A 26,373-nucleotide genomic window follows, 5' to 3' on the forward strand; every position below is an offset into this window, starting at 1 on the left:
CTCATGCACCCTTCTCGAAGGTGAATCCCTTGTTGTCCGCGGGGGTTACCGCACCGGAAGCGGAGGGCGTGGAGAGCTTCTTGAAGGCGATGAGTCCCCCGCCGCCGACGAGCGCCACCCACAGCCAGGGGCTGGAGGTGATGGAGTCGCCGGCCCCGGTGGGCTCCTGCGCCTTGTGGGTCGCGCCGCCGAGGGTCGGGGCGGCGCAGGCGGGGATGTCCGCGACGTCGTAGGAGGCGGCCTTGGCCACCGCCGCCGCCCGGACCTTGCTGCACTCCAGGTAGACGGCCATCTCCCGCTCGTACAGGGCCTTGGCCGCGGCTTCCTCGGTCTGCGCCCGTTGCTTGTCGGCCTCTACCTCGACCAGAGTGTTCGCGGCCTTCTCCCCGGCCCGCGCACGGTCCTGGGCGGCCTGCTCGCCCTGCAAACTGGTGACGGCCACGACCGTGCCGCACACCGCGAGGACAGCGATCGTGCCGCATACGGCGAGAGCGGCGGTATTACGACGGACCCCGCCAAACTTGGCGGAGAACTTGGACGACGTGCTGGGCTTCTGGGGGGCCGCGGGGTTCATGCGGGTGAACTCCTCGTCCCAGTCGATGCCGGACATGACGGCTCCTCCTTCCAATGCTTGAGCGGTGCAGGTCAGACGTGCTGATCGGATGCGGGGTAGGCACACGGGGTGCACATGCCGAGCGACGCCGGAATCACGTATCCGGCATCGCGTCGGCAGGTAGGGCACCAACGGCGGGCCGCATTGGCCTTCGCCAGAGCTGCGGCCCGGCGGGCGGTCATCGGCCTCACCGGCCGGGCCAGGTCGATCCGGTACAGATAGGCCACCAGCGGCCCCCGCCGCCGGCGGGGCCGCTCGGCTTGGGCGACGACGTCTTGCCCGCCTGGCCGCAGGCCGAGGGCGCGGAGCTGCCGGCGAGTGGCCAGCCCGTCGGGGGCGAGGCGCCACCGGTAGACGGGGAGGGTGGTCACCGGGGGCTCTCTTCCTGGGCCATGAGGGTGGCCCAGGCGCCCCGGATTCGGGCTTCGCCGCCGGTGAATCCGGACTCGCGGAAGGTGGCGGCGGTCTGCCGGTAGGACAGTGGCGGGTCGGCGGAGTAGCGCAGGTACCTGAGGACGACCACGATCTGCTCGTCGGTCAGCGGTTCACCGATCAGCGGTGTGGAGACCCCGGCGATGGCGGCGACTTGGTCGAGAGTCACGGGCGTGACGGCAGGCGTGACGCCCTCCCCTTCTGGGCCAGTCAGAGGGTCGTTGACGTGCGTGTCTTCCCCGTCACGCCCACCCGTGACGGGACCCTCCCAGCCTTCCCGTTCGGGTGCCGGGGGGAGGGCGGGAGTCACGGCCGCCGTGACGGCGTCACGCCCTGCTGTGACGGGGTCGGCAGGGGATGTGACGGTGATGGCGAACATATCGCCGAGGGCGACGGCCGCGCCGGTGGTGATCCGCTCCCGCTGGACGTCCAGCAGCCGGGCCCCGAGCGTGGTGTCACCTGTGCCGACCTTGCGGGCCAGGCGCCACGATGCCCGGTCCGAACGCTCTCGGATCTTCTTGTCGGGGTGGTTGGCGGCGCGGGCGCGGTGGTAGGCGAGGGCTTGGACGACGTCTGCCGCCCGTGCTTCGGCCTCGGCGTCCCGGCCGTCGACATGGACCACGATCCGGCGGGCCAGGAACGCCATCCCCTCCGCCGAGATCGACATGCCCAGTGGGGTGATCGCGTAGATGACCGTGCGGGGCCCGTCCGGGGCGGCGACGGCGGACATGGCCGACGCTGCGGCTGGTAGGGCCCACAGGCCGGCGCGGACCACGGCTGGGGAGGACTGGCCCAGCATGGTCAGCCCCAGCAGCACCAGGGCCAGGACGGCGGTGGCGCCTTCACCGGCGGCGACCGCGCCGAGCGCGGTACCGCTGTTGTAGGCGCCCCGGATGTTGGAGTAGGTGCCGTACCCGCCGGCCGCGCCCGTGGCGAGCATGGGGGCGAACCCGAGGCCGAGGACGAACTTCTGGGCTCCCGTCAGCGGGCGGCCGGTCACCGGTCTTCCCCGTTCTTCTCGGCCTTGTACGGGGTGTAGGTGACGGGTTCCTCGGCAGTCCGGGTGCGGATCGCGTCCGCGGCCAGCCGGGGGTCCCGGCTGACGGCGCGGTTCGTTTCGATGATGATCCGCACAGCGAGTGCCCGGCGCTCCAGCAGCCGGAGGTAGAGCCGCTCGTCCGCCTCCGCGATCGAGGGCAGCGGCAGGTTCAGCGCTTCCACGATCGCGCCCAGTAGGTCGACGTGGGCCGCTTCGGTGCGCTCGGTCATGCCGCGTCCCCCGAGACCTGCGTGCTGGCGGCGCGGTTGGCCGCGTCCCGGCGGACGGTCAGCACGCGGTGGTGGGCCCGCCGGATCCGGCGGGCGTCGAACTCCGATGCCGGCCGGTCCAGCAGGACGATCAGCGTGTCCAGCAACTCGACCTCGGCCAGGACCACGTCCATCTCGGCCTCGATCTCGTTCAACTCCGCGTCCGTCGGCTCAAGGTCGACCGGAAGCGGGATAACACCCGTATGACGTGCAACGATGGACATCATTGGGTCGTACTCCCTTCTCAGAGGAACGGCCCGGAAAGAGGCCCTGGAGTAGCCGCTCCGGGGCCTCACGCCGTCAGAACCAGGAATCTCCGGCTCCCCTCGACCCCGCCCGTACGAGACGGGCGAGGCAGGCAACCGACCGCAGCCAGGCAGCCGCGGAAGCGATGGGGTGTTGCGTCGGACCTCCGACTCGCGTGGTGCCGCTGACCCCGGGGAGGTCCGATTCCCGGAGCGCGTCGCGGCGTCAATGTCGGCCACGCGGTTCTTTAGAGCCGACTGCGTGTCCCGTTGGGTGGGGCCCGGTTGTGACGCGGGCCCGGTCTCGGTCGGCTGGTCTCCACTCGCCTCGGTCGGCGCTGTCACGGCCGTGGTGCTGCGGTGGATCGCACTATTGAGTTGGTCCAGGTGGCAAGGGGGGATTAACACCTCTGCCCTCCGGCGCCCTTTCCTGTTAAGGGGGGGTTGCCACCCAGCATGGACGTAACTGGCGGAAGGTGTCAAGCCCCCCTTAACATGGGTCCAAGGAGTAGTTCGCTGAGCCGGATAACGCGAGGGCGGGACATTGATCGAGGAAGTGCGACGAGTCTCGGCGATGCAGGATCACGCCCTGCGCGTCAAAGCGGCTGTTGATCTCATGACAGAGCTCCAGTCCGCTGTCATCGAGACCTCACGCATGCGCAAGGAGAGCATCGCGTGGCTGCGGAAGAACGGTCACTCGATGGCCGACGTTGCCAAACTCATGGGCGTGAGTCGCGCTCGCGTGGCCCAACTCCGGGACGCCGGTCCGCCGCCGGAACGAGCATTCCTCGGGACTCAGCTGGTCCAGGTTGCTGTGCCGCTTCGTCCCGGCGAGCGCGAGTACGTAGCCGTAGAGGACAGCTCAACTGGGCAGAAGCTGCTGGCACTCGCCCAGAGCCTCCAGCTGAATGGCGAGCTCCAGTACATCCCGGTGACAGGCGAGATCGACCTCAACCGCGACGACCTGGTGATCGTCTGCGGACCGAAGACCTCTCCCGAGGCTGCGGCCGCGCTCAGCCAGGATCCTCGGCTCTCGTTCGAGCCTCTGCCCGACGGGCGGTGGGCCCTCACCGAGCGCGAGAGCGGCAAGATCTACACGTCGCCGAGCGATGACCCAGACCCGGCGCCGACGGATGTGGCCTATCTCGGAAGGCTTCCCCGCCCGGATGGTCAGGGGACCTTCATCCTGATTGCCGGAGTCCACGCAGTCGGGTCGCTCGGCGTTGCGCACTACCTGACGGAGAACCTCGCGGCCCTGTACGAGGATGCTGGCACCTCCCCGTTCTCCATGGTCGTGGCATGCGATTTCGCCCCAGACGACAAGTCGGTGACGGCGAGTCGATCCGCGAGCGGTGTGCTCCTCCACGAGGACCCCTGACGTGGAGGTGTCAGCGTTCAGCAGGGCGTGCCCGGGCCGTACCAACGAGGACTTCGCGACCTGGGACGACCAGGTGGCCATTGTCGTGGACGGCGCGGGCATGCCCGACTCACTGACACCGCCGTGCATCCACGGGGTCTCCTGGTACGCCAGGACCCTGGGCACTGCGCTGCGTGCCGCGGCCAGCGGCGGCGGGACGCTCAGGGACGCCCTCGCGGAAGCCATCGCGAGCACGGCGGACGCGCACCGAGACACGTGCTCCGTCGACGACCCGCTGTCGCCGTCGGCGACCCTCGCTCTCCTCCGCTTCCGGGACGACGCCGTGGAGTGGCTCGTCCTAGGTGACTGCACTCTCGTCCTGGACCACGGCGGAACAGTGGAAGCAATCTCGGACACCCGTCTCGCGACGGTGGCCCCGAGCGAGCGGGCGGCCATGAAGAGCGCGCCTCGAGGTTCCAGCGAGCGCCGGCAACTCCACACCCGACTGGTGCGGGCTGAAAGGGAGCTTCGGAACCAACCGGGCGGATACTGGGTTGCGGCCTCAGATCCGCAGGCAGCCGACGCAGCGCTGGCTGGCTCTTTCCCCGCAGGGGGCGTGGCTCGGGCAGTACTCATGACTGACGGCGCCGCGCGGCTAGTGACCACGTTCGCCCTAGCCGACTGGTCGACCTGCCTCGACATCCTTCAAGGCCAGGGCCCGGAAATTTTGATCGGCCGGGTGCGCGAAGCGGAACTGACTGACGTCGCGATGAGTCGCTGGCCTCGTAGTAAGAACCATGACGATGCCACGGTCGTCTACGTCCACAGGGACTGTGGACGGCCCGCCGCGTGAAAGGTCTCCTCTACGGCCGCACCCACACAGCTCCCCTGGTATGTCTCCCGGCTGATCGTGGCGACGTGCCCGCCGGCCGGATGGTCGAGCCGGGGTGCCAGTGACTGGTGCTCACCGGGACCTGGGGTCCCGGTGAGGGCTCACGTAGACATGGCTTTGTCCGGAGTGGTGCAGGGAAAGGTGGGCATTGCCGAGCTTCGCGTCGGCCACGTTCGCTGCGTGACTAGGACAGCCGACATTCCCTATCTGGTGCGACGCGTTCGAGCTGCCGTGACCGCCCGCGATAGCGGGGTCACGGCCTACCTGGAGCATGGCGTGGAAGCCTAGGGCTTCTGTGGGTACCGTCCTGCCCCGATGGGCAGTTCTCACGGGCAGGCGGGCCAAAGACGGCTCGCGGCGCGCGATGCCAGAGAGGTGCCAGTTGCCTGAGTCCCGGAGTAAGAAGACCGCAGTCCCGCCAAGTGTCAGGCGAACAGCGGAGAACATCCAGCGCATCACCGTCAAGGCTTCCGTCCGCCATCAACGGCTTGCCGACGGGCGCGAGCTTGGAAGCACGCTGATCGACATGGTGCGCGAGTGGCACGACATAGGCGGGGGTGTCCTTGAGATCACTGGCGCCGGGCCCAAGTGGTGCCATATGTCTGATGACTCAATGGTGATAGGTGATTCGCGACCTATGGGCCTGAGTACGGACCTATGCGCTGTTGCCGACCATGCGGCGGCCCGAGCCTTTGCGGCAGGCTTTCGAGACTCAATTGTCACCAGTGGACCTCTGGTGAGCTACTGGTGTGCCGGGTGGCCCACCCGTCTGCGGGTCAGGGAATTGCGCTACCGCCTCTCCGAGGACCCCATGCGACTGTGCGTGCGAGGGCGCCAATCATGGGATGGGCGAGGATGCGTTTCGGATCCCGCGACCGGAACAACCCGACTGGAGTGCTGCGCCAGCACCTGTCTGGCGGGCGGGTGCCGGAAGCGTCGAAGTCGATCGAGAGCATCGCAGGGTGGTAGGCCGTGATCCCTTCAGTCGGCACGGGGGCCGCGTACGTCCACCTTCACTGGCTTGGGCAACGCCAAGGGTGATCGACTAGCCAGACGGGGCTGCTCGCACCTCCGAATCGAGCTGCCTTTGGGGCATGTGGGCCAAGAACCCGGATGAAGCGGAGTTGCGGTGCAGCACAGCAGGTCAACCGCGAAAGGTCCCTGCAACCGGAGCACTCCTCAAAGCCGTCACGGGTGCACTTGCCGAAGAAGACGACCAAGGCCGCGTAGAAGACCGCGGACAAGAAGGTCACCGGCGGCCGGAAGCCGCGCAGCGCCTGACCGGCACGGGCGGGTTACTCAAGGATCCTCAGTTCCGAGTCCGGCACGCCACCCAGCAGACGATCACCGAGACCGCGCCGCTCTTCGAACTGTGCCTCGACGCTCCGGTTTTCCCGCGCTTTCACAGCTGAAGCCATGTGACCGTGCTGGCGGCGCCGACCGCCGCGCCGAACGCGGGACTGAGGACGCGGGGCGGCATGCGCAGTGTGATGTGTACGCAGCCGAGGCAGCCGCGCGCAATCGTGAAGACCCCATCCAGGCGTGATCTCAGGCCCTGTCAGGTGAGACCCCGTGCACGGTACGAATCCCGTGCTCGTGCGCTGTCTTGCCGGTCCCAGGTCGACGGTTCGCCCGAGGTACTGCTCGGCTGGTTCGTTCTCGGAGTGGGGGATGTACGAGTTCTCGACCGTGCGTACGGCGGCGTGTCAGGCGGTCCTCGGTGCGTCTGGCTGGCACCGCGGCACCGACGCCTGCACTACATGACCGCTGGTCAGAAACGTTAAAGCGCAACGGATTCAGCGGGTGTGATCCATCTCTCGCGGGACCGGCGAATGCAGGGAAAGCGTGACGCCGGTAGGAGGTGCAGGCACTTTCGGTCCTTACCGAGGTACGGAATCCGAACAGCCCTCTTCGATCGTCCCCAAAAACGAGGAGAGTGGCGATGCCCGCACCTTGACAGGGGCATTGCCACTTCTCGTGACAAGACGATCATCTTGCGTAACCGCCGGGAGGGTGAATTCGTAAGGCGTCGGGCGGCTCCGAGGGCACCACCCCCCGGAGCTCATGCCCGACTACTGGCGCCATACCGGTCAAGGCTCAACGTCAGCTGCATCAATCTAACGGCCTGGGCCGCCTGAAGAGTCCCCAGGACTGGGGGGTTACTCAATAGTAGGGCCTCTTCTCCCAAGCGCTGGGGTGTTTCCCCCCATCGGACGCCTGCGACGCGCCGCACGCCGACCATGCGGCCGTCTGGGTGAAGCGACTGTCCCGCGAGTGGGCTAGTGTCGATGCCCACCCGATCTGAATAGCAGTCAAGAGACGTAGGGCAGAACGGAACTCACCATTCCGGCACCTCTTCGCCAGAACAACAACTGAATGCGCCATACCGGTCAAAAATCCACAGGTTCCGTCAACGCAAAAGGACAGAGCGTGTCATACCTTGTTGCTGCAGTCCTGATCGTCGCGATCACCGCAGCCACCTTCGCGTTCGCCATCCGAACGCTCCGCCTCACTCCCGCGCGTATCGCGGTCGTGATCAGCGCGATCATCGGCTTCATCGTCGTGCTCCCCCCGGTCATCGAGGCCCTCCGGGACCAGAACCCGCCCGCCCCCACGGCCCCCGCGAACCCCAACAACAGCTCGGCGGTGCAGCGATGACGTTCTGGAAGCGCAACGAGCCGCTCCAGATCGGCTCGCAGTTCTACGCGATCGACGTGACCACTGGCCGCATCGACCGCGACAAGCGCCCCATCCGGCTCAGCAGCGTCTTCGAGCGCAACCCCTTCCTGCGCGAACTCCCCGCCGAACTGCGGGCCAACTTCCAGGAGATGGCTCAGTCGAGCTCCCGCGAGCACCGTCGGGGCACCGAGCTGCGCGGCCCCGTCGGCGGGATGGCCGTCCACATACTGCTCCGCGGGTGCGTAGCGGAGAAGACCAAGATCGGCAGCACCGCCACCACGGTGCGCATCCTGGGCGCCGGCGCGGTCCTGGGGTGCATGGAGGTCTTCGACGAGAAGATGGCGCCTCCGGCCGCGACCTGTCTGAACGACACCTGGACCATGTCCGTGCCGATGGACCGCATGCGCATGCTGGCCGAGAGCTACCCCAGCCTGATGAAGGCGATCGGCATATCCGTCACCGACCGCGTCGAGGCCACCGAGCGGATCTATCACCGCAACACCGCGAAGGCCGAGCAGCGGCTGGCCGGCCTCCTCGCCCACCTCGTCATGCACTGCGCCGTGCCGAGCAGCAAGTGCGACTTCAAGGTCGAGGGCCCCGCCCAGAGCGACCTCGCCGAAGCCCTCAGCCTCAGCAGCGGGTCCATCGAGGCGGCTCTGCTCTCCCTCAGGAAGAAGGAGATCGTGATCACCGGCTACCGCTCTTACGAGTTCCCCTCGCTCCGTCGGCTCCTGGACGCCAGCGGGATGAGCTTTCCGCCCGAGTCCCTCGCCGGCGCCCTGGCCAGCTTCTGAATCTCTGAGGCATAAACGACGACGTGCCGGGCCGCGCAGGGAGGAGATCCCGCCGGGGCCATCGCCGGGCCGTCTGCGGGCCGTCGAGGGGCGGCCCAGGACGGCCGGCGACCACCGGCAACAACCACGACGGGCCCGGCACCATCAGGTGCCGGGCCCGTCGTTTTACCTGCTAGACCCAGGTGTCCAGCCACATCCTGTTGCGCCAGTCGTCCATCGGGATCGCCTGCCCCGTGTAGATCGGCCAGAAGTAGATGAAGTTCCAGACGATGAGCAGGACCAGCACCCCCGCCCCCACCGCGCCGATCGTCCTGCGCCGTTCGTCCGAGCCGGGCGGGCCGATGATCGCGCCGATCATCATCGCCAGCGCGAGGCACAGGAACGGCACGAAGACGACCGCGTAGAACAGGAAGATCGTGCGCTCCTGGTACAGGAACCACGGCACCCAGCCCGCCACCACCCCGCACAGGATCCCGCCCGCCCGCCAGTCGCGGCGGAAGAGCCAGCGCCACAGCACGTACGCCAGCGCGAAGCAGGCCGCCCACCACAGCAGGGGTGTGCCCATGGCGAGGACCTCGCGGGCGCACTTGTCCGCCGCGGTCGCGGGGCAGCCGGACCGGCCCGCGGACGGGTCCTCGTAGAAGTACGAGACCGGGCGGCCAAGGACGATCCAGCTCCAGGGGTTGGACTGGTATGTGTGACCGGACGTCAGGCTGACATGGAAGTCGTACACCACGGTCTCGTAGTGCCACAGGCTCCGCAGCCAGTCGGGCAGCCAGGACCAGGCCCCGTCGCCGCCCTCGGTACGCGCCCAGTCGCGGAAGTAGCCCTTGTCCGTGGCGATCCAGCCGGTCCAGGAGGCCACGTAGGTGACGATCGCGACCGGAATCGTGGACAGGAAGGCCGGGAGTGCGTCGCGACGCAGCACCGTCCGGTACGGCCGCACCCCGCCGGCCGTGCGGCGGGCCCCCACGTCCCACAGGACCGTCAGCAGGCCGAAGGCGGCCAGGAAGTAGAGGCCGTTCCACTTGGTGGCGCAGGCGAGGCCCAGCATCAGCCCGGCCGTGAGCCGCCAGGGCCGCCAACCGAGCCGGAGGCCGTCGGCGACGCGGGCGTCGGGGCGCAGCACTCCCTCCGCGTCCACCGGCAGCGCGGCGGCCAGCCGGGCCCGGGCCCGGTCGCGGTCGATGAGGAGGCAACCGAAGGCGGCCAGGACGAAGAACATCAGCACCAGGTCGAGCAGCGCCGTGCGGCTCATCACGAAGTGCAGTCCGTCCACGGCGAGCAGCGCGCCCGCCAGGCACCCCAGGAACGTCGAGCGCAGCAGCCGCCGCCCGATCCGGCAGAGCATCAGCACCGACAGCGTGCCGAGCAGTGCCACCATGAACCGCCAGCCGAACGGCGTGAAGCCGAAGAGCTGCTCACCCAGGCCGATGACCCACTTGCCGACAGGCGGGTGCACCACGTAGCCGGGCTCCACCGGCACGGGCACCGCGTCGGGGTTCGCCAGGATCGACTTGTCGATGTCCTTGGGCCAGGACGCCTCGTACCCCTGCTTGACCAGGGCCCAGGCGTCCTTCGCGTAGTAGGTCTCGTCGAATATCACCGCCTTCGGGCTGCCCAGGTGCCAGAACCGCAGCACCCCGGCGACCAGCGCCACCAGCAGCGGACCGGCCCAGGCCATCAGCCGTCCGACGGCCGGCGCGGCCGTCGGCGGGACACCGAGCTGCGCCCACACCCGCCCCGACGGCCGGGTGTACGGCGGCACAAGACGCTCCCGCAGTCCGATGACGGGCCGCGGGACATAGCCGAATCCGCGTAGGCGCTGCTGCCAGGAGTGTGGCTGCGCTGGTTGTTCCACGGCTTCCTTTCCCGGCAGGGCGCGTGGGGCAGTACTGGTCACCGCGCCATCGTAGGGAACGCGGCTGTGCGCGCGGGTGGCGCACACGGCGCGGGAGGAGGTGTGCCGTCCTGCGAGGATGGGCCCGTGACTGGGACTGGATCGGTGACTGGAACGCTCGTACTGGCGGGGACGCCCATCGGCGATGTGGCGGACGCGCCGCCGCGGCTGGCGGCTGAGCTGGAGACCGCCGACGTGATCGCCGCCGAGGACACCCGGCGGCTGCGCCGGCTGACCCAGGCGCTCGGGGTGCAGACACGCGGCCGGGTCGTGTCGTACTTCGAGGGCAACGAGTCGGCCCGTACGCCCGAGCTGGTCGAGGCCCTGGAGGGCGGGGCGCGGGTGCTGCTGGTGACCGACGCGGGCATGCCCTCGGTGTCCGACCCCGGCTACCGGCTGGTCGCCGCGGCCGTCGAGAAGGACATCAGGGTCACCGCCGTGCCGGGCCCCTCCGCGGTGCTCACGGCGCTCGCACTGTCCGGACTGCCCGTGGACCGCTTCTGCTTCGAGGGCTTCCTGCCGCGCAAGGCCGGTGAACGGCTCGGCCGGCTGCGTGAGGTCGCCGGCGAGCGGCGCACCCTCGTCTACTTCGAGGCCCCGCACCGGCTGGACGACACCCTCGCCGCCATGGCGGAGGTGTTCGGCGCCGAGCGCAGGGCCGCCGTCTGCCGCGAGCTGACGAAGACGTACGAGGAGGTCAAGCGGGGCGGTCTCGCCGATCTCGCGGCCTGGGCGGCGGAGGGCGTACGCGGCGAGATCACCGTCGTCGTCGCCGGTGCCCCGGACACCGGGCCCGCCGAACTGAGTGCGGAGGAACTGGTGCGCAGGGTGCGGGTGCGTGAGGAGGCGGGGGAGCGCCGCAAGGAGGCGATCGCCGCCGTGGCCGCGGAAGCGGGGCTGCCCAAGCGGGAGGTGTTCGACGCCGTCGTCGCGGCGAAGACCGCGGCCGGTGGCCCGCGGTGACGGAGGGCGTCCAAGTGAACACCGAGAGAAACCGTCAAGGGTGCGCCACGGGGACAGCAAGGTAAAGAGACTAACCTGAAAGGCAAAGCGCAGACCGTGTGGTGGGCCTTTCTGGCATGGGAAGGCTAAATCTCCTCCTCCTTCCTTCCATCAATCGACGGGCGCTGGTGCGCTTCCGTCGAAAAGGGCGTCCACTGGTCCGGTGGAGAGGAGCTCACATGAGCGACATCGCGGGTATCCGGATCGTGGGCGAAGCCTATGCCTTCGCCTGTATGCGCTGCGGCTACGGCTGGGAGCAGGCGTACGAGATAGAACACCACACCGACGCCTCGGGAAACGACTTCGTCATCTACAAGGCGGACGGCATGCGCGTTCCCTCGCCGCTCAACCGCCCCACCTGCCTCAACTGCGAGGGGCACACGGTGCGCATCATGCGCGCGGGCCAGGTCTCTTCGGTGGTGAACCCCCTGAACGAGCACTACCACTACCCCGTCGCGCCCGGTATCGCCGGTCCCGTGCCCGCGACATACACCTCGTCCAAGAAGGCGGCGCGGGAAGCCGCCCGACCCGTCACCGCCCAACCGGCTGCCGCCCAGGCCGCCGCGGGGTCCGCCCGCGAGCCCAGGCCCGCCAAGCGCAGGCGGCTGGCCGCGCTGTTCCGCTCCTCCCGCCACGGCCAGCGCGACAAGTAGCCCCGCAGCGAGTGGTAGCCCGCAGTAGTCAACTGATGACAGGCGGCGGGCGGTTCGGGGCCGTCTCCGTGGCACGCCTAGGATCGCGGTCATGAGCCCCCGGAACGACAGCACCACCCCTCCGCCGCCACCGGCACCCCTGCGGGTGCCGGTCGCCGACTCGCACACCCATCTGGACATGCAGAGCGGGACCGTCGAAGAGGGCCTCGCGAAGGCCGCGTCGGTCGGTGTGACGACCGTCGTGCAGGTGGGCTGCGACATCAAGGGCTCGCGCTGGGCGGCGGAGACCGCGGCCACGTACGAGAACGTGCACGCCGCCGTCGCCCTGCACCCCAACGAGGCCCCGCGCATCGTGCTGGGCGATCCCGGGGGAAGTCCGTCCCGGCAGGGGGCCCGTGAAGCGGGTGGGGCCTCCGCGCTCGACGAGGCGCTCGCCGAGATCGACCGGCTCGCCGGGCTCCACCAGGTGCGGGCCGTCGGAGAAACGGGGCTCGACTATTTCCGCACCGGCCCCGAAGGCATCGCGGCACAAGAAGCGTCGTTCCGCGCCCATATCGAGATCGCCAAACGGCACGGAAAAGCACTCGTCATTCACGACCGGGACGCGCACGATGATGTTCTGCGCATTCTCGCCGAGGAAGGCGCCCCCGAACGGACCGTGTTCCACTGCTATTCGGGTGACGCAGATATGGCCCGGATCTGCGCGGAAGCCGGCTACTACATGTCATTCGCGGGCAACGTGACGTTCAAGAACGCCCAGCCGCTTCGCGACGCGCTTGCCGCCGCCCCGCTGGAGCTCGTTCTGGTGGAGACCGACGCCCCTTATCTGACCCCCGCGCCCTACCGCGGGCGGCCCAACGCGCCGTATCTGATTCCGGTCACGCTCCGTGCCATGGCGGGGGTCCGGGGGATCGACGAGGACGCCATGGCAGAGGCCATCGCAGCCAACACGGCCTGCGCTTTCGGCTACTGAGCGGGTGCCCGCACCCGCTCTCGGAGGCCGCTCGCGGTCGCATACGGCCCGCGACACCACGTAGCCGGGTTGCTTGGGAGAGTGACCGTCCTCGGCTAGGGTCCCGGCGTCGTGAGCACTTCGCAGGGTAGTCACCGCACCGCGGCCGGCGCCCGCGCCGCCTCCGAACCCGATACGGGGACGGGCGGCGCCCGCACCGGTGAGCACTGTGCCGCCCGGCGCCGCACGGCGGCGGGCCGCAGAGGTCTCCGGCAGGGTCAGGGCCTCCACCTGGGCCGGAACCTGAATCTGAGCCTGAATCTGAATCTGCGCCGCCTTCTCCCGCAGGCCCTCGTGATCGCCCTGCTCGCCGGTGGCACCTCCGCCTTCGTCGCCGCCGACAAGGCCGTGCTGCTCACTGTCGACGGTGTGCCGCGCAGCCTGCACACCTTCGCCGGTGACGTGGCCGGGCTGCTCGGTGAGGAGGGCGTGGCCTTCGGCGACCACGACATCGTGGCCCCGGCTCCCGGCACGTCCCTGGCCGACGGGGACGAGATCGTGGTCCGCTACGGCCGCCCCGTCACCCTCAGCCTCGACGGCCACCGCCGCCGGGTGTGGACCACGGCCCACACGGTCGAGGACGCCCTGGACCAGCTCGGGGTGCGGGCCGACGGCGCGTACCTGTCCGTGTCCCGTTCGCGGCCGATCTCGCGCAAGGGCCTCAGCCTCGACGTACGCACCGAGCGTGAGATCACCGTGCGGGCCGACGGCCGGGAACGTACGGTCCACACCAACGCGGCCACCGTCCGGGAGGCCGTCGGTGCGGCCGGTGTCCGCCTCGGTGGTGAGGACGCCACGTCCGTGCCGCCGGGCAGCTTCCCGCGCGACGGCCAGACGATCACCGTCCTGCGGATCGCCACCGGCGAGGAGGCCCGCGAGGAGCGCGTCCCGTACGCCACCGTCAGGGTGGAGGACCCCGCTCTGGCCTCCGGCACCCAGCGCGTCGAGCAGCGGGGACGGCACGGTGTGCGCCGGACCACCTTCGCCGTGCGCACCGTCAACGGGGTCCGGGAGGGCCGGCCGCGGAAGATCGCGGAGGAACTGGTGCGGAAGCCGCGCGCCGAGCGGGTCAGGGTCGGCACCAGGCCCGGAAGGCTCCCTGACCAGCGGATCAGGGCCGGCTTCAGTGCCGGGTCCGGCGGCAGGGTGAGTGGCGCCGAGGGCCTCGACTGGGACGGTCTGGCCGCCTGCGAGTCCGGGGGCAGGCCGGGGGCGGTCGATCCGTCGGGGACGTACGGCGGGCTCTACCAGTTCGACAACCGCACCTGGCGCTCGATGGGCGGCCGGGGACGGCCCCAGGACGCCCCTGCCACCGAGCAGACGTACCGGGCGAAGAAGCTCTACTCGCAGCGGGGGTCGAACCCGTGGCCGCACTGCGGCCGTAGGCTGTACCGGTGAGCACCACCGATCCCGATGCCCTCCTCGGCCCCGCCGACATCCGAGAACTGGCCGCAGCGCTTGGCGTACGCCCCACCAAGCAGCGCGGCCAGAACTTCGTCATCGATGCCAACACCGTCCGCAGGATCGTCCGCACCGCCGGGGTGCGGCCCGACGACGTGGTGGTGGAGGTCGGCCCCGGGCTGGGCTCGCTCACCCTCGCGCTGCTGGAGGCCGCGGACCGGGTGACGGCCGTCGAGATCGACGATGTGCTCGCCGCCGCGCTGCCCACGACGATCGCCGCGCGGATGCCGGAGAAGAAGGACCGTTTCGCGCTGGTCCACTCCGACGCCCTGCACATACGGGAGCTGCCGGGCCCGTCGCCGACCGCGCTCGTCGCGAACCTCCCGTACAACGTGGCCGTGCCCGTGCTGCTGCACATGCTGGACCGCTTCCCGACCATCGAGCGCACCCTCGTGATGGTGCAGTCGGAGGTCGCCGACCGGCTCGCCGCCGGACCGGGCAACAAGGTGTACGGCGTCCCGTCCGTGAAGGCCAACTGGTACGCGGAGGTCAAGCGGGCGGGGGCCATCGGCCGCAACGTCTTCTGGCCCGCGCCGAACGTCGACTCGGGGCTCGTGTCCCTGGTCCGGCGCACCGAGCCGCTGAGGACGACCGCCACGAGGGCCGAGGTCTTCGCCGTGGTCGACGCCGCCTTCGCCCAGCGCCGCAAGACCCTGCGCGCAGCTCTCGCCGGATGGGCCGGCTCTCCGGCCGCCGCGGAGGCCGCGCTGGTCGCGGCCGGGATCTCGCCGCAGGCACGGGGCGAGTCGCTGACGGTGGAAGAATTCGCCCGTATCGCGGAGCACAAGGGAGCCGAGTGAGCGTGAGCGCAGGCGTCACCGTACGGGTACCGGCCAAGGTCAACGTCCAGCTGTCGGTGGGCGGGGTGCGCCCCGACGGCTACCACGACCTGGCCAATGTCTTCCTTGCCGTCGGCCTCCACGACGAGGTCACGGTCACCCCGGCCGACACCCTGACCATCAGCTGCTCGGGCCCGGACGCCGGCCAAGTGCCCCTGGACCGCAGCAACCTCGCCGCCCGCGCGGCGGAGCTGCTCGCAGCCCGGCACGGCATCGAGCCGAACGTCCATATCCACATCGCCAAGGACATTCCCGTCGCGGGCGGTATGGCGGGCGGCAGCGCCGACGGCGCGGGTGCGCTGCTGGCCTGCGACACGCTGTGGGGACTCGGTTCGCCGCAGTCCGAACTCCTCCGCATCTGCGCCGAGCTCGGCAGCGATGTGCCCTTCAGCCTGGTCGGCGGGGCGGCACTCGGCACCGGCCGCGGTGAGCGGCTCACCGTCCTGCCGGTCGGCGGGGACCTCCACTGGGTGTTCGCGGTCGCCGACGGCGGCCTGTCGACGCCCGCCGTCTACAGGGAGTTCGACCGCCTGAACGAGGGCGTGGACGTCCCCGCCCCGGTGGCGTCGCCCGACCTCCTCGACGCCCTGCGCACGGGCGACGCGGGTGCGCTGGCGGGCGCGCTGGTGAACGACCTCCAGCCCGCGGCGCTTTCGCTGCGTCCCTCGCTCGCGGCCACGCTGACGGCGGGCACGGATGCGGGGGCACTGGCCGCGCTGGTGTCCGGGTCCGGGCCCACCACGGCGTTTCTCGCCAAGGACGCGGACACGGCGGAGCACATCGCGGTGGCCCTGCTGGCCTCGGGGAGCTGCCGCACGGCCCGCGTGGCCGAGTCGCCGGCGCGCGGCGCGACGGTGATCTAGGGCGTGTTGCGAAAGTAGCGCCGTCCGCCCGGAGGGCGGGGCTCGCGGCGTCTGGTGCGTGCGATCGCAAGGCGGAGGGTCGTCCTCGTACTGGACGTACTTGGATGAGTCCGACAACGCAGTGAGTGTGCGTGCCAGGCGGGACTTTCGCAACACGCCCTAGTCGCGGCAGGCGACGTCTGCCCGTCGAGGAGCGGCGAGGGTGCGTGCCGGCGTCGCGACGGGGTGGACGTCGCCTGATGTCCGCCGGGATCGCGGCACTCGGTTCCGCGTACTCACAAGGAAGTTGAGTATCTGAGCGCTGATGCCGCGGGGCCCGGTGACGCGACCGTGCAGGCATGGGATCAAGCGTTCGTGAGCTCGCCGAAGCCACCCCGGACACCCGGGACCGCTACGTCGACCTGCTGAGGGTCGCCTCGCTCGGCACGGTCGTGCTCGGCCACTGGCTGATGGCCGCCGTCACCGCCGACGGCGTGGGCAACCTGCTCGCCATCGTGCCGCAGCTCCAGCTGCTGACGTGGGCCTTGCAGATCATGCCGGTGTTCTTCTTCGTCGGCGGCTTCTCGCACGCGCTCTCCTACCGCTCGCTGCGCCGCAACCGGCAGGACGGGCCGGAGGGTTCCGTGTACGCGGCGTTCCTGCGTGCCCGGCTGCGGCGACTGCTGCGGCCCACGATGGTCTTCATCGGGGTGTGGGGAGCCGCCGCGCTGATCATCCAGCTGCTCGGCGGCGGCAGCGGGCTCACCGGAGTCACGCTGCGCCTGGTGACCCAGCCGCTGTGGTTCATCGGCATCTACCTCGCCATGGTCGCCTTCACCCCGCCGCTGCTCAGGCTCCACGAGCGCTACGGCTGGGCCGCGTTCGGCGCGCTCGCCGCGGGCGCGGTCGCGGTGGACGCGCTGCGGTTCGGCCTCGGGGTCCCGTATGTGGAGTTCCTGAACTTCGCCTTCGTCTGGCTCGCCGTCCACCAGCTCGGCTTCCTCCGCGCCGACGGCCGCCTGCGCCTCCCCGCCGCCCTCGCCGTGACCGGACTCGCCGGAGCGGTCGCGCTCGTCGCCCTCGGCCCGTATCCGCTGTCCATGGTCGGCATGCCGGGCGAGAAGGTCTCCAACATGGCCCCGCCGACCCTGGCCCTGCTGTGCCACGGCCTGTGGCTGGTGGGCGCGGTGGAGCTGCTGCGCGGCCCCGGCGCCCGTTTCGTGGGCCGCCCCCGGGTGTGGCGCACGGTCGTCGCCGCCAACGGCATCGCCATGACCGCCTTCCTCTGGCACCTCACCGCCATGCTCGGCGTCTACGGAGTCCTGCTCGCCACCGGCGCCACGCTCCCCGACCCGGCCTCGCCCGCCTGGTTGGCCCAGACCCCGCTGCGGATCGCCGCGGCGGCAGTGCTCACGGCAGCGCTGGTGGCCGCCTTCCGCACCTTCGAGCGCCCCTCCACCGCACCCGCCGCCCCGGGGTCGGGCCCCCTGGCCGCGCTCGGCGTCACCTGCTGCCTGCTCGGCGTCCTCGGCCTGTCGACGGTCGGCTTCGCCGGTCTCCTGGAGGGCCGCTCGGCGATGCTGATCGCCTTCCCGGTGACGGCTCCGGTGGCGGTCGCCATGACGCTGGTGGGGTGGCTGCTGGTGGAGCGTGGCGGCCGACTCCGGGGTGCGCCGGCCTGAACCCACCAGCCCCGCGATACGGGCGGCTGAAACCGAGGGTGCCCCCGACGACTAGGCTGGGAGGTCGATCGATTCCCCTGTCAGGAGAGAAATGGCCGTCAACCTGGTCAATGTCGAGGCAGTCAGCAAGGTGTACGGCACCCGTGCCCTGCTCGACGGCGTGTCGCTCGGCGTGTCCGAGGGGGACCGTATCGGCGTCGTCGGGCGCAACGGAGACGGGAAGACCACCCTGATCCGGATGCTCGCCAAGCTGGAGGAGGCCGACACCGGGCGGGTCACCCACAGCGGTGGGCTGCGGCTCGGAGTGCTGACGCAGCACGACTCGCTGGACCCCGGCGCCACCATCAGGCACGAGGTCATCGGTGATCTCGCCGACCACGAGTGGGCCGGGAACGCCAAGATCCGCGACGTGCTCACGGGGCTGTTCGGCGGGCTTGACCTGCCGGGGTTCCCGCAGGGTCTCGACACCGTGATCGCGCCGCTGTCCGGTGGGGAGCGGCGCCGGATCGCGCTGGCCAAGCTGCTGATCGCCGAGCCCGACCTGATCGTCCTGGACGAGCCCACCAACCACCTCGACGTGGAGGGCATCGCCTGGCTCGCCCAGCACCTGCGGACGCGGCGCTCGGCGCTTGTGTGCGTCACGCACGACCGGTGGTTCCTCGACCAGGTCTGCACCCGCATGTGGGACGTGCAGCGCGGCACGGTGTACGAGTACGAGGGCGGCTACTCCGACTACGTCTTCGCCCGTGCCGAGCGTGAGCGCATCGCCGCCACCGAAGAGGTCAAGCGGCAGAACCTGGTCCGCAAGGAGCTGGCCTGGCTGCGTCGCGGAGCGCCGGCGCGGACGTCGAAGCCCCGCTTCCGGGTGGAGGCGGCCAATGAGCTGATCAAGGACGTGCCGCCGCCGCGGGACAGGTCCGAGCTGATGAAGTTCGCCACCACCCGGCTCGGCAGGACCGTGTTCGAGCTGGAGAACGTGACCGTCCAGGCGGGCCCCAAGGTGCTGCTGAAGCATCTGACCTGGCAGCTCGGGCCGGGCGACCGGATCGGGCTGGTCGGGGTCAACGGCGCGGGGAAGACCTCGCTGCTGCGGGCGATGGCCGAGGCCGCCCGCAGCGAGGGGGAGCGGCAGCCCAGTGCCGGGCGGATCGTCAGCGGCAAGACCGTGAAACTGGCCTACCTCTCTCAGGAGGTCGTCGAGCTCGACCCGGCTCTGCGGGTGCTGGAGGCCGTGCAGCAGGTGCGGGACCGCGTCGACCTCGGCAAGGGGCGGGAGATGACGGCGGGGCAGCTCTGCGAGCAGTTCGGCTTCTCCAAGGACAAGCAGTGGACTCCGGTCGGCGACCTCTCCGGTGGAGAGCGGCGCAGGCTCCAGCTCCTGCGGCTGCTGATGGACGAGCCCAACGTCCTCTTCCTCGACGAGCCCACCAACGACCTCGACATCGAGACCCTGACCCAGCTCGAGGACGTCCTCGACGGCTGGCCCGGATCGATGATCGTGATCTCTCACGACCGTTTCTTCGTCGAGCGCACCACCGACCAGGTGTACGCGCTGCTCGGTGACGCCGCGCTGCGGATGCTGCCGCGCGGGATCGACGAGTACCTGGAGCGGCGCCAGAAGATGATCGAGGCCGCCGTCCCGCCCCCGGGTCCGGCCGCCGAGCGGTCCGCCGCCCCGGAGAGGTCCGCGGCCGAACTGCGCGCCGCCAAGAAGGAACTCCAGAAGATCGAGCGGCAATTGGACAAGCTCTCCGAGAACGAGACGAAGCTGCACTCGCAAATCGCCGAAAACGCCACCAACTTTGAAAAGGTGGCCGAACTCGACGCGAAGCTGCGTGAATTGGCGGCAGAGCGCGAAGAGTTGGAAATGCGCTGGCTGGAGCTCGCCGAAGAGGCCTGAACCGCGGTCGTGAAGCCGGTGTGCCGAGCCGGTAACAGGGGCATCACGGGCCGGTCCGCCCTTGGGTACAGGCGAGGACCGGCCCCGTTTTGCGCGCCCTCCGGGTGATACAAAGAAGGCCCGCTCGACTGACGCAACGCTGCGCCATCCATGTCCGATTCGCTCCTTTCCGCAGGCAACTGCCGTGCGGAATCGCGGGGGAGGCCGATCGGGCGCTGGACCGCATGAAGGGGGAAGCGCTGATATGTCTCAGCCGCCCAGCCAGCCACTGCCGCAAGGTGGTTCCGGGGATCCCCAGGACCCTCCCGCGGGCTCACCGGGCCAGGGGCACGCGCAGCCGCAGGTCCCCCCGCCGCCCGCGCAGCCGCCCCTGATACCCGAGGCCCCGGTACAGCCTCCGCCGGCGGGTGCAGCGGGTGCGTCCGAGGCCTCCCCGTCCGGTTACGGCTATCCGCAGCAACCCGGTCCGTATGGCGCGCAGCCCGGTCCGTACGGTGCGCAGCCGGGCCCGTACGGCCAGCCGCAGGGCGCCGGTTACGGCTATCCGCAGCAGCCCGGCCCCTATGGCGCGCAGCCCGGTCCGTACGGTGCGCAGCCGGGCCCGTACGGCCAGCCGCAGGGCGCCGGTTACGGCTACCCCCAGCAGCCGCAGCACCCCGGCGCGCCCACGCCCCCGGGCGGCAGTGGCGGTGGCAACCGCTTCAAGGGCAAGCCCGCCGTCGTCATCGGCGCTGCCGTGGCCGCGCTCCTCGTCATCGGCACCGGCACCTGGTTCGCGCTCAGCCGTGATGACGGCGACAGCAACACCAAGCCCGAAGCCAAGCAGAGCACCGGACCCAAGCCTTCGGGTTCGCCGTCCGTGGACCAGGGCGACGGCAACGGCAACGGCGACGAGGAGGACCTCAACGCGGGCCGCAAGCCCGGCGAGGCGAAGGTCCTGTGGCTCGCCACGAACGATGTCGACCTGCCGCGCAACGGCGCCGAGACATACGGCCCCTGGGTCGTCGGCGACACCGTCGTCAAGGGTCTCTACAAGCAGCTCGTGGGCTACTCGGCGGCCGACGGCAAGAAGAAGTGGACCGTTCCCTTCCCGGCCGAGCTCTGCGCCGCCAGCCCCCGGGCAACGGACGGCGGAAAGCTCGTCGTCGCCTACAAGGACGGGGCGAGCGACCGTTCCAAGTGCACCCAGGTCCAGCAGGTCGACCTCACCACCGGCAAGGCGGGCTGGAAGCAGGTCATCAAGAAGAAGGCCGCTTTCGACCTCATCGGCAAGATCACCCTGGCCGTCAGCGGCGACACGGTGGCCGCGGGCCGCACCGGCTACTTCGACACCTTCCGGCTCAGCGACGGCAAGCCCGGCTTCGCCAAGGTCGCGGGTGACTGCCAGCCGAGCGGCTTCGCAGGCGGACCCAGGCTGATCGCCTCCGAGAGCTGCCCGAGCGGAGACGGCAAGGCCCGCTACCAGCTCCAGGAGCTCGACCCGGTCACCGGCAAGGCCAGGTGGACCTACAAGCTGCCGCTCAACTGGACGGTCTCCAAGGTCTACTCGGTCTCCCCGCTCGTGCTGTCGATGAGGGAGCGGGAGACCGACAAGTCGCAGCTCATCGCCCTCAACGCCAACGGCACCCTGCGTTCACAGATCGACGGCGGCGGAAAGAGCTACCAGGCGGGGTGCGGCAACTCGTTCAGCGTCTTCGGTGACGCACTCGAGGGCTGCGGCGGCACGGCGGCCGACGCGAACACCTTCTACATGGCCACCTCTGCCGGCACTTCCAGCGCCTCCCGCACCAACGAGGTCGTCGCCTTCGACCTCGCCACCGGCAAGCCGAAGTGGCGTGCCGCGGCTCCGGACGGCCACGAGATGATTCCGATGCGACTGGAGGGCTCCGAGGTCGTGGTCTACGTCAAGCCCACGTACAACAGCGGCGGCGCGGTGGCGACGCTCGCGCCCACGGGCGGCAAGCCCAAGGTGATCCTCCAGCACCCCGCGTCCACGGCCCAGATCGAGAACACCTTCTGGTCCCCGCTGACCGCGTACCAGGACGGGCGTTTCTACATCGCGAGCGGCCGGGTGAGCGGTTCCAACGACGAGCAAGAGATGAAGACGAAGACCATGATGGCCTTCGGTAAGTGACGGCTGTGACAGAGCGAATGCATCACCACCCCGAACAACCGTCGTCGTCCCCGTTCCCGGGCCGGTTCCCCGGGCCGGACGAGACGGCGCCGCAGCAACCCGGACCGTACGGCCCCGCCCAGGCGGGTCCCTACGCGAGCCTCAACCCCCACGGTGGCGGCGGCGCCCCCGCGCCCGGGCAGGCGCCCCCGGGGCCCGGCGGACCGTACGGCCCGCAGGACCCCGCAGGAGCGTACGGCCCGCAAGGCCCCGTCGGACCGTACGACCCGGCCCAGGCCCACCCCGCCGACGGGCCGGCAGGACTGGGGCAGTTCCCCACAGCCGGTGGCGGCCGCCGCCGGTTCGGGCGGCCCGCCGTGCTGCTCGCCGCGGGTCTGGCCGCGCTGCTGCTGATCGGCGGCGGCACCTGGCTGGCCCTGTCGGGGGACGGTGGCGGCGGGAAGACCAGCACCGGCGGGACGTCCGGTTCGTCGTCCGCCAAGGACAAGCCGGCCAAGAAGAGCGGGCCCGGCTCGTCCGACCCGGACACGGCAGAGACCGCCCGGATGAACGCCGGCGGCAAGCCCGGCGACGCCAAGGTCCTGTGGCTGCGCAACAACGACGTGGACGTGCCCGGGAGCGGCGCCGATGTGTTCGGCCCGTGGGTGGTCGGGGACACCATCGTCACCGCCATGTACCGGACCGTCACGGCCCATTCGGTGAAGGACGGCACTCTGCGGTGGAGCCTGCCCCTGGGTAGTGACATCTGCAAGGCGCCCGAACACGCCTCCTCCGGCGGGAAGATCGTCATCGCCGTGCAGGAGAAGGCCGGCGACAAGATGGACGAGTGCCGGTCGCTGCGGATGATCGACCTGAAGACGGGCAAGGAGGGCTGGCGCCAGCACATCGCCGAGAAGGGCAACTTCGACTTCTTCCAGGACTACTCGATCGCCATCTCCGGGAACACCGTCGCGGTCGGCCGCATCAACCACCCCGTCGGCTACCGGCTCACCGACGGCAAGGAGCTGTTCGGCGAGTGGAAGGGTGAGAACTGCCAGCCGTACGCGTACGCGGCGGAGGGCCGCAGGCTCGTCGCCGCCGCCTCCTGCCCCGCGAAGGACCAGGACCACCCGCAAGAGGAGGTGCACGGGATCGATCCGGACACCGGCGCATCGCTCTGGAAGTACCGGATCAAGACCGGCTACCGGGTCGACCACGTGTACTCCGTCCGGCCGCTGGTCGTCTCGGTGACCAACCTGAAGGAGCAGAAGCACGCCGTCTTCGCCCTGGACGAGATGGGCAAGATGCGCTCGACGCTCCAGAGCAAGGACGACTTCATGTTCGGGTGCAGCGACAAGGTCTCGGACGAGGGCAACCTGCAGACCTGCCAGGTCGTCGTGGACGGCAACACCCTCTACGCCGCCACCCAGACCGGTACGGGAGGCAAGGCCGCGATCGCCGCCTTCGACCTCCGCACCGGGAAGGTGGTCCGTCGCATCCCTGCTCCCGGGAAGCAGGTCCTCATGCCGCTGCGTATGAACCTCAAGGGGGAGAAGCTCATCGTCAGGGTCAGTGCCACGGACGGTGAAGGGGGTTCGCTCGCCCTCGTCGGGTCCCGCGGGACAAAGCTCGCCGAGCTCCTGCGCTTCCCCGCGTCGACCGCCAAGACGCAGCAGAGTTTCCCGGAGGCCGGCGGGACCTACGAGGACGGCCGCTTCTTCCTGGTGCACGACGTGGTCGTGGGCGCGAACGACGCGGAGGAGAAGACCAGGAAGACGATGATGGCCTTCGGCGAGTGAGCACGTACGGATGACAACACCCGAGTTCGGTCAACTCCCCTTTCCCAGAGGTATGTACGCATGACACAGCCGCCGAGCCAGCCTCCGCAGCCCCCCAACCAGCCTCCGCAGCCGCCGAGCCAGCCCCCGCAGCCGCCGGGTCAGCCTCCGCAGCCCCCCAGCCAGCCGCCGCAGCCGCCGGGTCACCCTCCGGCCCAGCAGCCCGCGCCGGGCGGTTTCGGTGCGCCCGTCCCGCCGCCGCAGAACTCGGGTTACGGATACCCCCACACCCCACCGCCCGGAGGCGCGGCAGGATCCCCCGGCTACGGCTACCCGCAGGCACCGGGGCACGTGCCCGGTCAGCAGCCGATGGACGGGCCGCCGCACGCCTACGGATACCCGGCCCAGCCCGCGCAGCCGCACCAGCAGTTCGCCTACGTCCCTCCCACGCAGCCCATTCCCCCCGCATCCGCCGCGCCGGCCAGGAAGCTCAGCGCCCCGGCGCTGATCATCATCGCCGCGGCCGTCGCGATCGTCCTGATCGTCGGCACCGGGGTCTGGTTCACGATGAGCGACGATGGCGGCAAGAACCGCGACGAGACCGAGGTCTCGACACAGGGCCCCACTGGCGGAACAGCCGGCCCCGACGGCTCCACCGGGGCGGAAGCGGGTCCCGCCAAGGAGAAGGTTCCCGCCGACCCCGCGGCCAAGATGGCGTTCCAGGTGGCGCAGCCCAAGGTGACCGGCAACGACCTGGTCAACGTGCCGGGTTCCTGGGTGACCGACACCACGTACGTCAAGTCGGGCCCGTCCTCCATCGTCGGATACGACGCCGTCAAGGGCACCGTGCTGTGGACGATTCCGCTGCCCGGCCAGGTGTGCGCGGCGTCCCGGCACCAGTCCGCGGACAACAAGACGGCGATCGCGTACGAGCCCACCAAGCGCACCGCCCAGAAGAAGTACGCCCCGTGCACCCAGGCCGCCGCCGTCGACCTCGGGACCGGCAAGCTGCTGTGGACCAAGTCGGCCAAGGGCACCGGGGACGACGACCTCGCGATCCGCGAGGTCACGCTGAGCGGCGACACCGTCGCCGTGGGCGGCACGGACGGCGGCGCGGCCTTCGACCTCGCCACCGGTGCGCAGCGCTGGAAGCCCCAGAGCGATGCCGAGGGCTGCTACGACATGGGCTACGGCGGCGGTCCGGCGCTGGCCGTGGCGCGCAAGTGCGGTGAATACGGCAGCCAGTACGTCGTCGTCCAGGCGCTCAACGCGAAGACCGGCGCGCCGCTGTCCTCGTACAAGATGCCCGCGGGTGTGAAGTACGTGGGCATCGTGTCCACCCAGCCGCTGGTCGTGGCGGCCAATGTCGGCGACACCGCCGAAGACGGCAGTGCCGTGTCGGACTTCTTCTCCATCGACGAGAAGACCGGCAAGCTCAAGGCCAAGATCTCCGCGGACGCCGAGCGGTACGCGGCGGAGTGCGGTTCCACCGAGGTGGAGTCCTGCACCCGGGCGGTCGTCGGCAACGGCAGGCTCTACCTCCCGACCGAGAACCACGAAGTCAGCGGGGAAGGCCTCGACGAGACCAACGAGATCGTCTCCTTCGACCTCACCACCGGCAAGGCCACCTCCGACCGGGCCGACGCGGGCGAGGGATACGAGCTGGTCCCGCTGCGCATGGACGGCGGCAACCTCCTCGCCTACAAGTCGCCCCCCTACGACAAGGGCGGACAGATCATCAGCATCGACGGGAGCGGCTTCAAGCCGTCGGTGCTGCTGGAGGTGGACAAGTCGGCACAGGAGGTGGCGGACACCTTCTCCGTGGACTCCGACGAGATCCTCTTCTCGGGCGGCCGGCTGTACCTCTCCCAGGCGATGGTGTCCGCGCCGCTGAGCAGCGACCGCAAGGACTACCTGGCCGCCGCCTTCGTCACCGGCAGCAGCGGCTGACCGGTAGACACTCCGCGAACGAGCCCGGCGCCCCGATCCCTTGATCGGGGCGCCGGGCCGTTTTGGCGAAGAATTCGACAATCTGGGGGGCTTCTGGCAGGTAACAGGCACACAACGTCGAACAAGCGTGTAGCTTGCCGGGTCAACAGGGCTGGTGTGGCCGGGGGGCCGACTCCAGGGGTAATGGGGGGTTTGCTCGATGGGTGTGCGGCTCATGGTGGTCGACGACCACCGACTGCTCGCGGAAGCGCTCGCATCTGCGCTCAAGCTGCGCGGGCACCGGGTGCTCGCCGCGGCGGCGCCGACGGCGGGAGCGGCCGAGCTGGTGGTGAGCAGGGCACCGGAGGTGTGTCTGCTGGGTACGGCGACACCCGCGGAGCCGGGGGTCTTCGACCCGATCGCGCGGATCAAACGGGAGCGCCCGCAGGTCGCCGTGGTGGTGCTCGGGCCCGTGCCCTCGCCGCGCGGGATCGCCGCGGCGTTCGCGGCGGGCGCGTCGGGTTACGTACGCCATGACGAGCGCATCGAAGGCGTCGAGCGGGCCATGATGAAGGCACGCGCGGGGGAGACGGCGGTGGCGCCGCAGCTGCTCCAGGGCGCTTTCACCGAGCTGCTGAACCCAGCGGTCCAGCCGGATGACGAGGGACAGCGGCTGCTGCGGATGCTCACCCCCCGGGAGGTGGAGGTGCTGGTCCGGGTGGCCGATGGCGAGGACACCCGGCTGATCGCCGCGGGCATGGGCATAGCCCCCAGCACGGCCCGCACCCATGTCCAGCGGGTGCTGATGAAGCTCGGTGTGGGCTCCAGGCTGGAGGCGGCGGCCCTCGCGGCCCGCACCGGTCTGCTCGACCGCGCCCCGGAGGTGCCCCGCCGCGCCCATCCCCCCGCTCATTGACGGAGGGTGCCCGGGGGTGTTTCGTT

Annotated in this window: 23 protein-coding genes; 17 read left to right on the forward strand and 6 right to left on the reverse strand. The window is 70.2% G+C overall.

Translation table 11 applies throughout. The features are described 5' to 3' along the window. Position 1: 1 nt before the first annotated feature. Genes ABZ532_RS11685 through ABZ532_RS11705 form a run of 5 tightly spaced genes read right to left on the reverse strand, consistent with a single transcriptional unit; the run spans position 2 to position 2,580 of the window. Complete coding sequence (locus tag ABZ532_RS11685) at positions 2-610, reverse strand: hypothetical protein (RefSeq protein WP_361281323.1); 609 nt, start codon at positions 608-610, stop codon at positions 2-4. 35 nt (positions 611-645) lie between these two features. Continuing rightward, positions 646-984 (reverse strand): RRQRL motif-containing zinc-binding protein, encoded by a 339-nt coding sequence (locus tag ABZ532_RS11690; RefSeq protein WP_361281325.1) that lies wholly within the window; start codon positions 982-984, stop codon positions 646-648. Further along, a complete protein-coding gene (locus ABZ532_RS11695; RefSeq protein WP_361281679.1) occupies positions 981-1,985 on the reverse strand; it encodes a hypothetical protein in 1,005 nt (334 codons plus the stop codon). Before ABZ532_RS11695 ends, ABZ532_RS11690 begins: the two co-directional genes overlap by 4 nt. 56 nt (positions 1,986-2,041) lie before the next feature. Next, positions 2,042-2,314: a hypothetical protein gene (locus ABZ532_RS11700; protein ID WP_361281327.1), complete on the reverse strand. Its 273-nt coding sequence runs from the start codon at positions 2,312-2,314 to the stop codon at positions 2,042-2,044. Next, positions 2,311-2,580 carry a DUF6284 family protein gene (locus ABZ532_RS11705; protein WP_361281330.1) on the reverse strand — a complete coding sequence of 90 codons (270 nt, stop codon included), beginning with the start codon at positions 2,578-2,580 and terminating at the stop codon, positions 2,311-2,313. Before ABZ532_RS11705 ends, ABZ532_RS11700 begins: the two co-directional genes overlap by 4 nt. Positions 2,581-3,142: 562 nt before the next feature. On the opposite strand from ABZ532_RS11705, the gene ABZ532_RS11710 reads away from it, so the two are divergent. The 5 genes from ABZ532_RS11710 to ABZ532_RS11730 all read left to right on the forward strand — a co-directional run bounded on the left by ABZ532_RS11710 (position 3,143) and on the right by ABZ532_RS11730 (position 8,320). Continuing rightward, a complete protein-coding gene (locus ABZ532_RS11710) occupies positions 3,143-3,976 on the forward strand; it encodes a sigma-70 family RNA polymerase sigma factor (RefSeq protein ID WP_361281332.1) in 834 nt (277 codons plus the stop codon). A 1-nt stretch (position 3,977) separates the two neighbouring features. Then, entirely contained in the window at positions 3,978-4,808 is an 831-nt protein-coding gene (locus ABZ532_RS11715; protein WP_361281334.1) for a protein phosphatase 2C domain-containing protein, read from the forward strand. Between the two features lie 1,133 nt (positions 4,809-5,941). Beyond that, positions 5,942-6,259: a hypothetical protein gene (locus ABZ532_RS11720; protein ID WP_361281337.1), complete on the forward strand. Its 318-nt coding sequence runs from the start codon at positions 5,942-5,944 to the stop codon at positions 6,257-6,259. A gap of 1,018 nt (positions 6,260-7,277) precedes the next feature. Further along, on the forward strand, positions 7,278-7,505 hold the full coding sequence (locus tag ABZ532_RS11725) for a hypothetical protein (protein ID WP_361281339.1): 228 nt from the start codon (positions 7,278-7,280) through the stop codon (positions 7,503-7,505). Next, positions 7,502-8,320: a Crp/Fnr family transcriptional regulator gene (locus tag ABZ532_RS11730; RefSeq protein ID WP_361281341.1), complete on the forward strand. Its 819-nt coding sequence runs from the start codon at positions 7,502-7,504 to the stop codon at positions 8,318-8,320. The genes ABZ532_RS11725 and ABZ532_RS11730 overlap by 4 nt, the downstream gene beginning before the upstream one ends. 172 nt (positions 8,321-8,492) lie before the next feature. On the opposite strand, the gene ABZ532_RS11735 is transcribed toward ABZ532_RS11730, so the two are convergent. After that, positions 8,493-10,223: a phospholipid carrier-dependent glycosyltransferase gene (locus tag ABZ532_RS11735; RefSeq protein WP_361281343.1), complete on the reverse strand. Its 1,731-nt coding sequence runs from the start codon at positions 10,221-10,223 to the stop codon at positions 8,493-8,495. A 102-nt stretch (positions 10,224-10,325) separates the two neighbouring features. Between ABZ532_RS11735 and rsmI the strand changes: the two genes are divergently transcribed. The 12 genes from rsmI to ABZ532_RS11795 all read left to right on the forward strand — a co-directional run bounded on the left by rsmI (position 10,326) and on the right by ABZ532_RS11795 (position 26,347). Continuing rightward, positions 10,326-11,183, forward strand: coding sequence for a 16S rRNA (cytidine(1402)-2'-O)-methyltransferase (gene rsmI / locus ABZ532_RS11740; RefSeq protein ID WP_361281346.1), 858 nt, complete (start codon positions 10,326-10,328; stop codon positions 11,181-11,183). A gap of 218 nt (positions 11,184-11,401) precedes the next feature. Further along, positions 11,402-11,875: a hypothetical protein gene (locus tag ABZ532_RS11745; RefSeq protein ID WP_361281348.1), complete on the forward strand. Its 474-nt coding sequence runs from the start codon at positions 11,402-11,404 to the stop codon at positions 11,873-11,875. A gap of 91 nt (positions 11,876-11,966) precedes the next feature. Further along, positions 11,967-12,848, forward strand: a complete 882-nt coding sequence (locus ABZ532_RS11750) for a TatD family hydrolase (RefSeq protein ID WP_361281350.1) — start codon at positions 11,967-11,969, stop codon at positions 12,846-12,848. A 111-nt stretch (positions 12,849-12,959) separates the two neighbouring features. Next, entirely contained in the window at positions 12,960-14,285 is a 1,326-nt protein-coding gene (locus ABZ532_RS11755) for a ubiquitin-like domain-containing protein (protein ID WP_361281352.1), read from the forward strand. Next, positions 14,282-15,148 carry a 16S rRNA (adenine(1518)-N(6)/adenine(1519)-N(6))-dimethyltransferase RsmA gene (gene rsmA / locus ABZ532_RS11760; RefSeq protein WP_361281354.1) on the forward strand — a complete coding sequence of 289 codons (867 nt, stop codon included), beginning with the start codon at positions 14,282-14,284 and terminating at the stop codon, positions 15,146-15,148. Before ABZ532_RS11755 ends, rsmA begins: the two co-directional genes overlap by 4 nt. A 2-nt stretch (positions 15,149-15,150) precedes the next feature. Continuing rightward, positions 15,151-16,050 carry a 4-(cytidine 5'-diphospho)-2-C-methyl-D-erythritol kinase gene (locus ABZ532_RS11765; protein ID WP_361281356.1) on the forward strand — a complete coding sequence of 300 codons (900 nt, stop codon included), beginning with the start codon at positions 15,151-15,153 and terminating at the stop codon, positions 16,048-16,050. A 338-nt stretch (positions 16,051-16,388) separates the two neighbouring features. Further along, the gene (locus ABZ532_RS11770) at positions 16,389-17,711 is read left to right on the forward strand and encodes an acyltransferase (protein WP_361281359.1); all 1,323 of its coding nucleotides are present in this window, start codon (positions 16,389-16,391) and stop codon (positions 17,709-17,711) included. Positions 17,712-17,802: 91 nt separating this feature from the next. Then, positions 17,803-19,611: an ABC-F family ATP-binding cassette domain-containing protein gene (locus ABZ532_RS11775; protein ID WP_361281361.1), complete on the forward strand. Its 1,809-nt coding sequence runs from the start codon at positions 17,803-17,805 to the stop codon at positions 19,609-19,611. A gap of 244 nt (positions 19,612-19,855) precedes the next feature. After that, positions 19,856-21,745 (forward strand): PQQ-binding-like beta-propeller repeat protein, encoded by a 1,890-nt coding sequence (locus ABZ532_RS11780; protein ID WP_361281363.1) that lies wholly within the window; start codon positions 19,856-19,858, stop codon positions 21,743-21,745. Next, positions 21,742-23,523 (forward strand): PQQ-binding-like beta-propeller repeat protein, encoded by a 1,782-nt coding sequence (locus tag ABZ532_RS11785; protein ID WP_361281365.1) that lies wholly within the window; start codon positions 21,742-21,744, stop codon positions 23,521-23,523. The genes ABZ532_RS11780 and ABZ532_RS11785 overlap by 4 nt, the downstream gene beginning before the upstream one ends. Before the next feature lie 60 nt (positions 23,524-23,583). Further along, complete coding sequence (locus ABZ532_RS11790; RefSeq protein ID WP_361281368.1) at positions 23,584-25,452, forward strand: PQQ-binding-like beta-propeller repeat protein; 1,869 nt, start codon at positions 23,584-23,586, stop codon at positions 25,450-25,452. 199 nt (positions 25,453-25,651) lie between these two features. Further along, the gene (locus ABZ532_RS11795; protein WP_361281370.1) at positions 25,652-26,347 is read left to right on the forward strand and encodes a response regulator transcription factor; all 696 of its coding nucleotides are present in this window, start codon (positions 25,652-25,654) and stop codon (positions 26,345-26,347) included. Positions 26,348-26,373: the final 26 nt, after the last annotated feature.

The organism is Streptomyces sp. NPDC019396 (genome assembly GCF_040632375.1).
In the GTDB taxonomy this organism is placed as follows: domain Bacteria; phylum Actinomycetota; class Actinomycetes; order Streptomycetales; family Streptomycetaceae; genus Streptomyces.